The organism is Pectobacterium sp. IFB5596 (assembly GCF_021432585.1).
Lineage (GTDB): Bacteria > Pseudomonadota > Gammaproteobacteria > Enterobacterales > Enterobacteriaceae > Pectobacterium > Pectobacterium punjabense.
The window spans coordinates 401,922-415,430 of the sequence record NZ_LXFY01000012.1 but is presented as its reverse complement, the minus strand read 5'-3'; the positions used below and the strand labels follow the sequence as shown (position 1 = coordinate 415,430).

The 13,509-nt window shown below is 54.0% G+C and carries 12 protein-coding genes; 4 read left to right on the top strand and 8 right to left on the bottom strand.

Annotated elements, in window-relative coordinates; translation table 11 throughout:
• Positions 1–91: 91 nt before the first annotated feature.
• The 7 genes from fecE to fecI form a co-directional block, all read right to left on the bottom strand.
• Complete coding sequence (gene fecE, locus A6301_RS11565) at positions 92–859, bottom strand: Fe(3+) dicitrate ABC transporter ATP-binding protein FecE (protein ID WP_234257815.1); 768 nt, start codon at positions 857–859, stop codon at positions 92–94.
• Positions 860–1,819, bottom strand: coding sequence for a Fe(3+) dicitrate ABC transporter permease subunit FecD (gene fecD / locus A6301_RS11560; RefSeq protein ID WP_234257813.1), 960 nt, complete (start codon positions 1,817–1,819; stop codon positions 860–862). It abuts the gene before it with no gap.
• Positions 1,819–2,814, bottom strand: coding sequence for an iron-dicitrate ABC transporter permease FecC (gene fecC / locus A6301_RS11555; protein WP_234257812.1), 996 nt, complete (start codon positions 2,812–2,814; stop codon positions 1,819–1,821). The genes fecD and fecC overlap by 1 nt, the downstream gene beginning before the upstream one ends.
• Positions 2,811–3,725: a Fe(3+) dicitrate ABC transporter substrate-binding protein FecB gene (locus A6301_RS11550; RefSeq protein WP_234257811.1), complete on the bottom strand. Its 915-nt coding sequence runs from the start codon at positions 3,723–3,725 to the stop codon at positions 2,811–2,813. Before A6301_RS11550 ends, fecC begins: the two co-directional genes overlap by 4 nt.
• Before the next feature lie 74 nt (positions 3,726–3,799).
• Positions 3,800–6,148: a TonB-dependent Fe(3+) dicitrate receptor FecA gene (fecA, locus tag A6301_RS11545; RefSeq protein WP_234257810.1), complete on the bottom strand. Its 2,349-nt coding sequence runs from the start codon at positions 6,146–6,148 to the stop codon at positions 3,800–3,802.
• A 92-nt stretch (positions 6,149–6,240) separates the two neighbouring features.
• Positions 6,241–7,197: a ferric citrate uptake sigma factor regulator FecR gene (fecR, locus tag A6301_RS11540; protein WP_234257809.1), complete on the bottom strand. Its 957-nt coding sequence runs from the start codon at positions 7,195–7,197 to the stop codon at positions 6,241–6,243.
• On the bottom strand, positions 7,194–7,715 hold the full coding sequence (gene fecI / locus A6301_RS11535) for a ferric citrate uptake sigma factor FecI (RefSeq protein WP_107168789.1): 522 nt from the start codon (positions 7,713–7,715) through the stop codon (positions 7,194–7,196). The genes fecR and fecI overlap by 4 nt, the downstream gene beginning before the upstream one ends.
• A 305-nt stretch (positions 7,716–8,020) precedes the next feature.
• Here fecI and A6301_RS11530 point away from each other — a divergent pair, with 305 nt between their 5' ends.
• The 4 genes from A6301_RS11530 to A6301_RS11515 all read left to right on the top strand — a co-directional run bounded on the left by A6301_RS11530 (position 8,021) and on the right by A6301_RS11515 (position 12,561).
• The gene (locus A6301_RS11530; RefSeq protein ID WP_234257808.1) at positions 8,021–9,643 is read left to right on the top strand and encodes an EAL domain-containing protein; all 1,623 of its coding nucleotides are present in this window, start codon (positions 8,021–8,023) and stop codon (positions 9,641–9,643) included.
• 120 nt (positions 9,644–9,763) lie between these two features.
• On the top strand, positions 9,764–10,105 hold the full coding sequence (locus A6301_RS11525; protein ID WP_010285776.1) for a zinc ribbon domain-containing protein YjdM: 342 nt from the start codon (positions 9,764–9,766) through the stop codon (positions 10,103–10,105).
• A gap of 138 nt (positions 10,106–10,243) precedes the next feature.
• Positions 10,244–11,314 carry a lytic murein transglycosylase B gene (gene mltB, locus A6301_RS11520; protein WP_107168791.1) on the top strand — a complete coding sequence of 357 codons (1,071 nt, stop codon included), beginning with the start codon at positions 10,244–10,246 and terminating at the stop codon, positions 11,312–11,314.
• A 521-nt stretch (positions 11,315–11,835) separates the two neighbouring features.
• The gene (locus A6301_RS11515; protein WP_234257807.1) at positions 11,836–12,561 is read left to right on the top strand and encodes a sulfite exporter TauE/SafE family protein; all 726 of its coding nucleotides are present in this window, start codon (positions 11,836–11,838) and stop codon (positions 12,559–12,561) included.
• Here A6301_RS11515 and A6301_RS11510 read toward each other — a convergent pair.
• A complete protein-coding gene (locus A6301_RS11510) occupies positions 12,558–13,451 on the bottom strand; it encodes a LysR family transcriptional regulator (protein WP_234257806.1) in 894 nt (297 codons plus the stop codon). The two genes, A6301_RS11515 and A6301_RS11510, sit on opposite strands and share 4 nt — an antisense overlap.
• Positions 13,452–13,509 lie beyond the last annotated feature (58 nt).

The window sequence follows — 13,509 nt, the reverse complement described above, 5'->3', positions numbered from 1 at the left end:
ATTCACGGCTAACAAGGCTATTTTTGTAGGGGCATAAATATTTTTATAAGGTGGTTGTATCTTCTCTGGTGGATAAGAACATGACCTGCGATTACCGCACCACACACATCGGTTGGCCTGATACCGGCTCGGCGTGGATCTCCGCATCGATGCTGAATACCTGTTGCAGTAGCTCCGGTTTCATCACCTCATGCGGTGACCCCTGTGCTATCACGCGCCCACCCGCCAGCATGACCAGATGATCGCAGTAGCGGCTGGCCTGATTCAAATCGTGCAGGACGGTCACGACCGTTTTTTCGGCCTGATTGAGTTCGCGCAGCAGTTTCATTAATTCGACCTGATGATTGATGTCGAGATAGGTGGTGGGTTCATCGAGCAGTACGACGGGCGTATCCTGCGCCACCAGCATTGCCAGAAACGCTCGTTGGCGCTGCCCGCCGGACAAATCGGTCAGCCGTCTTTCTGCCAGATCGACAATGTGTGTTTTCTCCATCGCGAGCTGCACGCGCTGACGATCGTCCTGTGATAACCGTCCCCATAGTGATAGCCAAGGGCTGCGCCCGTAGGCCACCATATCACGTACGGTGATCCCCTCTGGCGTGAGGTGGTGCTGTGGTAACAGCGCCAGATGGCGCGAGAGCTGGCGAGCGGAGAAAGCAGAGAGCGGTTTTCCATCAAGCAGGATAGCGCCGGATTTCGGGGTAAGCAGCCTGGCTAAACACTTCAGCAGCGTTGACTTACCGCAGCCGTTAGGGCCGATCAGGGCGGTGATTTTTCCGCTGGGGAGCGATAACGACAGGCTATCAAGAATGCGTTTGTCGCCATAGCCCGCCGTCAGGTTTTGTGTTGTCAGTTCCATTTAGCGCATTCTCATAAGAAGCCAGAAAAACCAAGGCGCACCGATAATCGCGGTGAGTACCCCTGCGGGTAATTCCATCGGCGGATTGATCGTGCGGGCAAGCAGATCGGCAAGCAGTAGCACCAGCGCACCAGCAACGGCGGAAGTCGGAAGAAGCCAGCGGTGCCGTCCTCCCACCAAATGGCGGATCAAATGCGGCACCACGAGGCTGATAAAGCCGATGGGGCCGCAGACGGCAACGCTGGTCGCGGCGAGTGCTACGGCGAGTGCCAATCCCCAGAATTGGATACGTCTGATATTGACACCCAGCGTGCTGGCGCGGTCATCGCCCAGCGCCAGTAAATCCAGGTCGCGGCAAAAGCGCAAGCTGAGCGGAATCAGCACACAGAGGACGGGCAGTGCGACCATGACGAATGACCCGTCGCGTCCCCATAGGCTACCCGTCAACCACAGCAGCGCATTGTTGATATCCTGTGGCCGGGAGAGGATCAGATAATCAGTGACGCTTGCCCAGGTGGCGGACAGCGCCACGCCGATAAGCGCCAGCCGCATCGGGGATGACGCTCCCGCGATAAGCCGAAGCAGCAGCAGTCCGGCGATACCGCCGATGAACGCGAGAAGCGGTAGCCAGAGCACAGGCAGAGCTGGCACCAACATTAGCGCGCCAACAGTCGCCAGGCTTGCCGCATGATTCACGCCGAGAATATCCGGTGAAGCCAGTGGATTACGCACAATCCCTTGCACCAGTACGCCGGAAATGGCCAGCGCTGCGCCGACGAACAGCGCCAGCAGCACACGAGGTAAGCGATACTGTGTCAGCACATAATGATGTTCATTGGCGTTGTGCCAGCCGTTTATCAAGGCTGACCACGGTAGCGGAATCGCTCCCATACGTAGTGACAGAATGCAGATGGTGAGAAGCATCAGCGCGATCGAAATAAACACCGTGATGGGGCGCATTATCCTCGTTTCCTTGCGAGCCAGACAAAACAGGGGGCACCAATGAGTGCCAGCACGGCACCGGCAGGGAGTTCGCCCGGCCAGGCAAGCGCGCGGGCAAGCAGATCGGCCAATAACATAAACGCCGCACCCATCAGCATGCTCATTGGGAGCATCTTTCTTTGGTCATAACCTATCCAGAAACGTGCCAGATGCGGTATTAGCAAACCGATAAATGCTACCGGGCCCGCTACGCTGACGCAGGCTCCCACGAGTATCAGTACCGCCAGATTGAGGAGCAGGCGCAGACGGCTTAAGTTGACGCCCAGCGTATGGGCGCTCACGTCACCGATATTCATCAGGTTGAGCTGGTTCGCCATCAGTAGCACAACCGGAGTGACGATGATGACAAAGGGGAAGAGTTGCCAGAATTCCACCCAGCGTGCGTGGGAGACACCGCCCGCCAGCCAGTAAAAAATACCATAGGCGTGATCTTCCGCCAGCAGAAGCGTAATCCGCGTTAAGGCCATGCACAATGCGGATAGCGCGACGCCAGCCAGAATCAGTCGATTGCGGTCAAGCGTTTGTCGCCAGCCACCGCCTGCGGCCATCACCATTAACCAGCAGAGACCACCGCCGATAGCGGCAACAAAGGCGATAGGGTAGCCGGAGAGCGAAGATGTGAAGGCGCTGGTCAGTGCCATCGCTAGCGCTGCGCCGCTGTTGATACCGAGTAAAGAAGGAGAGGCCAGAGGATTATGGGTCAGGGTTTGAAGCAGAGAGCCGGACAGCGCCAGACTGGCACCGATCAAGACGGCAACCAGACTGCGTGGCAGGCGCAGGTTGAGTACCAGCGTCTCCGGTAGCGAAGACGGCGATCCCGTCATCAGGACTTTGATGGCACCCAATGCGGGAATAGGGATGGCGGAATAACAGAACAGGCTGAGCCAGAATACGCCCAGCAGTACTGCTATCGGCAATCCCCAACGCCAGAACGGATGGAAATCTCCCCTCATTGCTCGCTGCTGATGCTAACGGGCTGATGTTTAAAAATCTTCACTGTATCGCTGCCGATGCGTTCCGCGGCAAAAATGCCGCGCATCCGTGCCCAGGCATTGCTGTCGACGGCCGCAATCTGCTGTTTTTGCTGGGCTTCCAACATGTTCCAGAGCGCATCTTGCTGCCAGCGTTTCACAATACTTTCTTCGCGATAGTGCGTCACAATGAGCCACTGTGGGTTAATCGCCAGCAGTTGTTCCAAATTGATGGAGGCCATCGGAGCATTGTTGATGGGTTTCGGTACGCTCAGGCCGAGGGCAGCCAGCACGCTGCCGGTGTAGGCCTCGCTGGAATACAGGTTAAACTGCTGCTCGCGCGAGGTGCCAAAGGCGACGCTCGTTCCTTTTGGAAGCTGGTCGGCGTAGGTTTTCATTGTCTCACGATGCTGGGCAAGGCGGGTCTGCATCGCGCTGTCTTTCCCCAGCACCTTGCCGATGATCTCCGCCGAATGCAGGTTCTCTTCATAGGTTTCGTTACGTGATTTCAGCAGCAGTACCGGCGCGATCGCTTTCAGCGCCGCGTAAATACCGCTATGGCGGCTGCTGTCGGCGATAATCAAATCAGGCTTCAGCGCGCTGACAGCTTCCAGACTCGGCTGGGCGCGCGTTCCCACGGAGTGCCACGGCTTAAGATGTTCACGGACTTCCGCCAGAATTCGGTCAGGATCGTTGTCATCGGCGATACCGACTGGGCTGACGTCTATTGCAGCCAGCGCATCGGCAAAAGAAAGTTCCAGCACCACAATGCGCTGAGGCGGTGTGTCGAGGGTAAAGGAACCCTGTTCATCTTGTACCGTGACGGCATGGGCGCGACTCAATCCGAACAGGCAAAGTGTTGCAATCAGTGCAACGCGAATTAGAGCAGACATAGCGTAACTCCATAATGGTCATTATCGTGAACGAGAGTCAGGCCGGGCATTTGCCCAGCGCGAACGTGTGACTGTCAGAATTTCAGCGAGCCCTGCATGTAGAAAGTGCGCGGCTGGCCAGCATAAATCCCTTTGTTGTTGTCATCGCTGTTCGAGCGCGTGTAGTAATCATGGTCGAACAGGTTTTTCACACCAAAGGCCAGATTGAGATCGGAGAGCTGCGGGCCAAAGTCATAGGCCGCACGCATGCCCCACAGCATAAAGCCGGGGAGTCGTCCGGCGCTGCCATCGGCGCTTTCGGCAATGGTGTTAGCGTTATTGGCGAATTGGCTGGACTGGAACTCACTGTTTAGGTTGAACGTCCAGTTGCCCGGTTGGTAATCGACGCCGAATCCCCCCCGATGTTTTGAAGAGAAGGGCACCTGATTACCGTAGGTATCACCCGCTTCGCGAATTTCAGCATTCACGTAGGCATAGCGCGCATAAACCGACACCGCCTCTAAGCGGGGTGACAGCTCGGCGAGACTATAGCGTGCCTGCGTTTCCAGCCCGGAATGGCGAGTTTTTCCCCGTGTGGTGACGGTGTTGTTGGTCTGATTGGAATCATACTGATTATTAAAGTTAACCAGGAAGACGCCTATTTCTGCGGTCAGCGCACCATCGTCGTAGCGGGTACCCACTTCCCAGGTACGTGCTTTTTCTGGTTCCACTTTGCCGCTTTGAGCAGCCTTGCCAATTCGGCTGTACTGTACGGTGCCGAATGATCCTTCTGTGTTCGCATAAAGATTCCAGCTTTCGTTAACGTGGTAGAGCACGTTTAGGGCAGGCAGCGGCGCGTTGTAGCTGACCGCTTCGCCTGTGCCTTTCAGCGTATTGTCCTGATGAGATTTGATGTGCTCGAAACGCATTCCCGGCGTAATCGTCCAGTTGCCAATATCAACGCGATCGTCAATGTACCAGGCGTGCGCCTCTGTCCCCGCCCGGGTTTCGCGGTCGATGGGGCTATTGGTACTTGGCAGCGTCTTGCTCGCGGTATTGGTGAAATAGCGCACCTCATGGGTGGATTCACTGACATAGCGGTAGCCTACGCCGACTTCATGCGCTGAGGAGCCGAGGGTAAAACTTTGGCTGTAGCGGGGCTCTATGCCGCGCACCCAATATTCGCGCGGAGACAGGGTAAGGATCGAATTCTGTTCCAGATAACCGCTGCGTAGCGTGCGGGTGTAGAAACCCTGAATATTGAATTTGTGCTGCTGATCCGGCTGATATTGATAGCCTACACTAGCAAGCTGACGACGCCCCCAGAAGCGATCGTACGGGCGCGTTGATTGCCAGCGGTCGGCATTATAATCGGCACGGGATAGGCCGCCCGGCATATCGGCGCTGCCATCATAATATTGCAGCAGGCTGTTAAAGGTGTGTACCTCGTTCGGTGCGTAGCGGCTTTTTAGCATCACGTCGTCAATACGCGTCGCGCTGTGTTCGCGCCAGTCGCTGCCGCGTGTGCCTGAATAGAGCAACGCCGAACCGAAACCGTTATCTGCCGTGCCGCCAACCAACAGGTTGTGGGTTTCTTTCGGGTTGTGCTGTGAGGACGTCGGGCTGTATTGGCCTTCTACGCCAGCATGAATGCCAAACGCTTTCGGGATCGCCCGGGTGACGAAGTTCACGACGCCGCCGACGCTCTGCGGCCCGTAGCGCACGGCACCGCCGCCGCGTACCACGTCAACGGCATCCATATTGCCCAGGGAGATGGGGGCGAGGGACAGTTGTGGCTGGCCGTAAGGTGCAAACGGCACCGGAATACCGTCCATTAGAACGGTGGAGCGGCTAGCCAGACGCGGGCTGAGGCCACGAATACCGAAATTCATAGCTAGATCGTGACTACCCGTACCGTTATTTTCTGGCGCATATACGCCCGGCATGCGATTTAAGACATCGCGCATGGTGGTGGCACCGGTCTTGGCGAAATCTTCACGGCGGATCACATCACGCGCGCCTGCATGTTCAAAGACGTCATTTTCACGCGCTTCCCCCAACCAGTCGCCGACGACTGTCAGCGTTTCTTCTGCTGCTGCCGGAATCGGTTCAAGCGTCCAGGCGTTATCGCCCAGCGCTTTCAGTTGCAGACCGCTCCCCGTAAGTAGGGCTTTCAAACCGCCGTCAACGGTGTAGTCGCCGTGCAGGCCGTTGCTACGTTTTCCCTGCGTCAGGCTGGCATCCACTGACAGCGTAATGCCGCTGCGGGCGGCGTAGTGGTTGAGCGCTTTATCTAAATCACCCGGCGCAATGTCGTAGCGTGCAGTGGCAGGCACCGTTGCGGCGTAGGCTATCCCTGTCGTGATACCGACTGTCGGCAGCAAGCTGAGCTGTATCGCCATCGCTAAAGGGGTTGCTTTGCGAAAGGCGCGTAAGAGCGTCATAACGTCTCCATCATCATTTTTGTTGTATATACCTAAGTCGAACGGGAGGGAGAAAAAGGACAATCAAGAATGATAATTTTTTTCGTTATCGTTTAGTTTGCGGGAAGGATGTTGACCCAGTAACGCGTAATATACTGAATTTTAACCGGAAGGGTTTTCTCAATCACGTGTAGAACGGTGTCGGTATTTTTCAGCGGAAAGGTGCCGCTTAACCGTAGCGTTGCGACCTCTGGGCTACAGCGCAGTACGCCGTGACGGTAACGCGAGAGCGTTTCCATCACCTCGCCGAGCGGTTTATTGCTGAAGCTGAGAATACCCTGCGTCCAGTTGTTATCTTCTTCATCTGCGGATTGGGTTTCACCCAGTTCCCATGCGCTGAAGCGCAGGCTTTCGCCCTGACGCACGATGCGTGTTTGAGTCGGATTGTCTGCCAGTACCACTTTCACCGCATGTTGTTGCACACTCAGTACCGTACTGCCTTCTTCTTGACGTACTGTAAATTCAGTGCCCAGTGCGGTCAGTTGCCCTTGTCGTGTTTGCACGTAGAAAGGGCGATTGTTGGAGTCCTGTCCGGTGGTTATCGCGACTTCGCCGTACCAGAGATGAATGCGCCGCTGCTGTGGATCGAAACGAACATCGACGGCGCTGTCGGTATTAAGCGAGAGCAGCGTGCCGTCTGCCAGACGCTGCTGGCGGATCGCACCTTTCGCCGTAGTATAGTCCGCCCGCAGGCCTGTTCCGGCGTCAGAACGCCAAAGCTGCCAGCCGCCGCCCACGCTTAACAGCAGCAGCAGGCCTTTCATCACGCGGCGACGGGTGAGTTGAGTATCCTGAAGCGCGCGGTGGGCGACGTTGCCTGGCACGACGTTCATCTGGCTGCGCAGGCTTTCTACCTGTAGCCAGGCCCATTGATGGTCTTGATTTTGTTCATACCACCGTTGCCATTTCTCGGTTTGCTGCGGGCTCACGCGTTCGTCGCTCAGCACCGCATACCAGTGCGAGGCAGAGCGCAGCGCCTGACGTTGAGAATCGGTCAGTGGAAGACTCACAGCCCGTGCTCCAGACGAAACAGCAGGCAATGCTCCGTGGCTTTGGCAACATACTTTTTAACTGAGCTGACGGAGACGCTCAGCCGTGCGGCAATCTCACCGTAGGCCATTCCGTCAAGCTGGGAAAGTAGAAATGCCTGCCGTGCTTTGTGGTTAAGGCCATCGAGCATGGCATCCACCTGCTGAAGCGTCTCAAGCTGCTGTTGCTGGATTTCCGGCGAGGGTACAAGCGCCTCCGGCAACTGCGCCAGCCTATCCAGATAGGCTTTTTCCAGCGCATTGCGACGAAACAAATCGACCATCACGCGTTTGGCAACGGTACACAGGAAGGATTTGGGATCGCGGATTGCAGTGAGAGACTCGCCGTTCATCACACGCAGGAAGGTATCCTGAGCAATATCATCGGCATCAAAAGAAGATTGGAGTTTGCCCGTCAGCCAGTGCTTCAGCCAACTGTGATGTGAACCGTAGAGCGATTCGAGCGTCAATTCAGCAGAAGTGGTGGCGTGGTCAGACATCATGGTCAGAAAGTAGAAACGCATATCGGCGGTAAATAATAGACGCTATGTTAATATGATAATGGTTCTCATTACAATTAAATCACGGCGAGATATCGACACGATAAACGGGGTAGAAAGCAACTTGCTGTTTTTTAAAGAAAATGGAGGGTCAAATAAGTCTGTTGGCCTTATGCCGTGGAGGCACGCCAAGTCAGACGGCTATCAAGGTCCTGAAATTATAATTATTTAGGATATCCATACATTGTGGGGAAGCGTTGTGTGCTATGTTGGATTTCTCGTGATGATGATACGTCGCTCTCCCTATGAGAAAAAACCTGTTAGCCTATTTTCAAACGCTCTATTTTAAGAAAGGTTTTTTCTTATTATCAGCCAGCCTATTTTTTATTCTGGTTTCGCTTTTTGCGTTGGTACTTGAGCTCCATTCGACTTTCACCCTCAAACAGTTTGAAGAGGATGTGGAGACGTTTTCTGACCTCACGCTTGAACACGCTGGCGAAATAATGGTGCAGGCGACCTCTGCACTCGATAATTTAGAAGAATACCGTTTGCCTTATTGCGATACCCCCCACCTCAATGTGCTCCGCAAAGTGGCTTTCGATAATGATTACATCCAGGATATCGTCTATATCGACGGGAATCGGCCTCGCTGTTCTTCGATGCTGAACGACATTAATACGATGTTTCTTCCTGCTCCCGATTTTGTTTATAAAAACGCCTATGGGGTGTGGTATAACGTTGAAAGCCCGCTGAACCGCAATAAGAGAATGATTTATGTTGGCGCAACGCATCACCTTGTGGTGTTGAATCCGCGCTCATTTCTGGATATTCCCTCCTATAGCCATAATATTCAGAGTGCGTTGCTGGAAAGAAAAAAACAGGATGGGCAGGTTATCTTGTCGGATTCGATCGGTGACGGTGTTTTTTCTCGCCTGATAACGGGAGAAAATCGAACCGATAGATTTTATATTGATAATAAATATTATGTCCTGAAACCGCTATCAAACAGCGATCTTGCTCTGGTAGTGAGTGCGGATAAACCTGTGAGTACCGCACGTTATCTGACGATTTTCTTCTCCGCGTTGCCTCTTTTTCTTCTCCTTTCCCTGCTGCTTTCCGCGTTGATCTCCCGACGAACGCTGACTATTCAGAGCCCGCGCTATGTTCTTAATCAGGCGCTGAAGCAAAAAGAGTTTGAATTGTATTATCAGCCGATTATTGCACTGAATACCGCTCAGGTTGTAGGGTGTGAAGCGTTGATTCGCTGGCATCATTCAGACGGACGCGTAATTATGCCGGACTCGTTTATCCCTATGCTGCGTCAGACGGGATTGATGAAAGCACTGACGTTATATGTCATTGATGAGGCGATCCAAACGGCCTGCGTACTGAAGAAAACTTACCCTGAGATGTTTGTCTCCATCAATCTTGAGGCTGCGGAATTTGAAGATATTTCCATTTTCAATTATCTCGTGGAGCATATTGCTGCACACGATCTTGAAGGGGCGAGTATCAATGTTGAATTAACCGAGTCATCAATGATCGAGCCACAAAAAGCTGGGCTGATGGTGGAGATGTATCAACAGAAAGGCATTGATGTCGCGATTGATGATTTTGGTACTGGCTATGCCGGGCTGTCGTATCTTGAACGGGTCAAAGCCAATACGCTCAAAATCGATAAGTCTTTTGTCTGGAATATTAATAACCATTCCCCCACCGACATTGTGTTGTCGCATATTGTCAGCATGGCACACTGCCTTAACCAACAAATTGTTGCCGAAGGCGTCGAAACCCCGATTCAGGAAGCCTATCTGAAAAATCTTGGTGTTGCCTATGCGCAGGGCTGGCTGTATTCCAAAGCGCTCACCCAAGAGGGGTTACTCGCGTTTCTGGCAACAAGGCGAGAAACCACGTCAGGCGGGCAGTAAAGTCACGATAAACACTGCTTCACTATCAAAAATGTGCATGAAAGGGTAAAATGTCGAGAATAGGGTAGTTAACTAATGATATTTATTGCTTTTTTATTGTGAATTTTTCAGGAGTTTATCATGCAACAGTTACCTCATTGTCCAAAATGCAGTTCTGAATACACCTGGCAAGAAGGCGAAATGCTTAACTGCCCTGAATGTGGAAATGAGTGGTCGGCGGCGGGTGATGCAGCGGCACAGGATGACGTTTTAGTGGTAAAAGATGCCAACGGCAACCTGCTGGCGGACGGCGATACGGTAACGGTCATTAAAGACCTGAAAGTTAAAGGCAGTTCGACGCCATTGAAGATTGGCACCCGTGTGAAAGGGATTCGCCTGGTGGAAGGCGATCACAATATTGATTGTAAAATCGACGGGTTTGGACCGATGAAGCTGAAATCTGAGTTTGTGAAGAAAAACTGATCCTGATGTGATGACGCGCGCGTCAGTCTCCTCTCTGGTTGGCGCGCGGCACTTTTTCACCTCTGGCTGGTTTTTTCACATCAGACAATCCTTTACCATAGCTGATATTGATTTCTTACCTGGCTATACGGATATCTGATGCGTCATCTGGTTCGTTTTCTCCCTCTGCTTGTTTTGCTCTCGGCCTGTAGCAGTCAGCCGTCCTCCCCTCCGGCAGAAGCACCTTCGGGTAATCCTTTCAGCGGTGGTTTTCTACTTGAACCTGCGCACAATGTGCATCCGCTCGGTGGCGATTTCGCGACCAATCCGGCTACTGCCCGGTTTGTCGATAAAATGGTGCTGGAGCACGGTTTTAATCGTCAGCAACTGCATGATGTGCTGGTTCAGGCGAAAAGCCTGGATTGGGTGATCCGCCTGATGGATAAGCAAGCTCCGACATCGCGTCCCCCTTCGGGGCCGAACGGTGCTTGGAACCGTTACCGCAATCAGTTTATTACGCCAGATAATGTGCAGAACGGCGTGGCGTTCTGGAATCAATATCAGGATGCACTACAGCGTGCCCAGGCCATTTACGGCGTTCCGCCTGAGATCATCGTCGGCATTATTGGCGTTGAAACTCGCTGGGGCAGGGTCATGGGGAAAACGCGCATCATTGATGCCCTGGCTACGTTGGCGTTTGATTACCCGCGACGTGCCGACTACTTTGCGGGCGAACTGGAAACCTTTCTGCTGATGGCGCGTAAGGAAGGCAACGATCCGCTCAGCCTGCGCGGCTCTTATGCTGGCGCAATGGGCTACGGGCAGTTTATGCCTTCATCCTTCAAGAATTACGCGGTGGATTTTGATGGCAACGGGCATACCAATCTGTGGGACCCGGTGGACGCAATTGGCAGCGTAGCCAATTATTTCAAAGCTCACGGCTGGGTGAAGGGTGCGCCTGTCGCGGTGCAGGCAAACGGTCAGGCACCGCTGCTTGCGAATGGTTTTAATACCCGCTATTCGCTCACTGAACTCCAGGCCGCTGGGTTAACGCCACAGCATTCGCTGGCGGGATACAGTGAAGCCAGCCTGCTGCGGCTGGACATCGGCACGGGATACCAATATTGGTACGGATTACCGAATTTCTACACCATCACGCGCTACAACCACAGCACGCACTATGCGATGGCCGTATGGCAACTCGGTGAGGCTGTAGGCCGCGCGCGCTAAGACCAGCGTGACTAAGATATCTGCTTGGTGTGGCAGCCCCATTCTCAGGGGCTGTCTCTTACATAATGCAGGGACGTAAGTGAGGTTTGCCGTTATCCGGCGTAAGAAATTATGCTGAGGAGATAGCAGGCTTAGGATGAGCCGCATGGACGCGGCTCAAGCTTGCGCCACGCAGGGAGCGTGTCGTAAGCGGTCCGTTAAGCCTGATACCGACGAAGGCATCGCGTAGCGACATAATTTAGCCGGAAGCCAGGGTTCGCAGGGCGGCGGCGACTGAGCGCCCTGCGTCGGGCGCGTGCTACGAGGTAGCATGAGAATAACGATATTGTGGCGCACGAAACGGCCTCTGAGCCTGCATATGCATTATGCATAAAGATGTGACTCCAAGACTCTCAATCCTCCCTCTACCTCAAATTTTCCCTGAATCAACCTCAATACAATCCGCATAGACACCAGTAGTGCCCTCATTGGACTATTCCTGCGTAGAGTTCTTCCTATGGCGCAACAAACTGAGGCGATAAATGACGACGATGATGGTGGTGTTCCTGCTGGCTGGTGTGGTGAAAGGCGTGATTGGCCTGGGGTTACCGACGATCGCTATGGGTCTGTTAACGCTAGCGATGCCCGCCGCCAGTGCGGCTGGGTTGCTGATCGTTCCGTCACTGGTGACCAACATCTGGCAACTTGCCTGCGGCCCCGCCTTTCTCAGCCTGATTAAGCGGTTTTGGACGCTATTTGTTGGCATTATGGTTGGAACCTTATGGAACGGACTACCCGCACTAACGTCATCGTCGTCATGGACGAACGCAGCGCTCGGCGGCATTTTGGTGGTTTATGGCCTGTGGGGCATTGTGGCGACGACCTTACCGCAGCCGGGGCGTCATGAAATCTGGCTCTCACCGCTGGTGGGCTACCTCACTGGCGCAATCACGGCGGCAACAGGCGTTTTTGTGATTCCCGCTGTGCCTTATCTGCAATGCCTGCGGCTCAATAAAAACGATCTGGTGCAGGCGCTGGGGCTGGCGTTTACCGTCTCTACGCTGGGGCTGGCGTTACAACTCACGCGGGGAATGGGATTACAGAATATCGATCTCTGGCAGTCTTTGCTGGCGCTGATTCCTGCGCTGCTGGGTATGATTATAGGACAACGCCTGCGCCACGCGATTAGCGAGCAGGTTTTCCGGCGCTGCTTCTTTATCGGGCTGATGGCGCTGGGTGGATACATGGCGGCACGCGGGCTGGCCTAATCCGCATGCTCTGCGGTAATGAACGCGACAAAATCCTGAACATAGCCGGGCAGCGCGGAAAACTGGCGAACGCAGATAACCAGATTGCGCGTCGCCCACTCGTCTGACAGCGGAATGGTGTGAATCTCTAGCCGCTCCATCATGCGCTGTGCGGCATGTCGCGGAAGAATACCAATGCCAATACCGCTGTGAATTACCTGCGTGACGGCATCGAAACTGGCAAGACGTACGCGATAATTCAGGCGTTTCCCCAACTTTCTGGCATGTTCATCGATGTGTTCCTGCAATGCGGCACCTTCGCTAAGCCCGATAAATTCGGCGTCAGCGATGTCAGAAAGGCTTAGTCGTTTCTTCCCAGTCCATGCGCTATTTTTTGGAACGACGACGACCAGTTCGTCCCTGCGAAATGGTCGGGTTTCTAGCCCGTCGAGTGCAATGGAATCGGCGACAATGCCGAGGTCGGCAGTTTGGTTGCGGATGGCATCGACGATATCGCGGCTGAGTTTTTCATCCACCGCGACGGATATTTGCGGACAGACAACGAGATAGCGGCCCAGCAGAATCGGTAAATATTCATTCAGTGCCGCAGAATTGCACAATAGCGGTATATGGCCGCGTAGCCCTCTGCCATATTGGTGTAATTCGCTGCGCATATGTTCTACCTGCCGCAGGATTATGTGGGCATGGTGTGCCAGCGAAAACCCTGCGTCGGTGAGCGAAACGCCTGCCTTTGATCGCAGCAATAGCGCTACACCCAGTTCTTCTTCCATCCCTCGAACTCGCTCGCTGGCCGCTTGTACAGTCAAGCAGGACGCCGCTGCGCCGCCGGTAATACTGCCTGCTTTCTGAATATTGAGAAACAGTCGGAGATCGGTTAAATCGAATCGCATAGGAGGAATCTGTCTCGGATGAGCCGATACCCACTATTATGGCCGTGAGCCAGAGCGA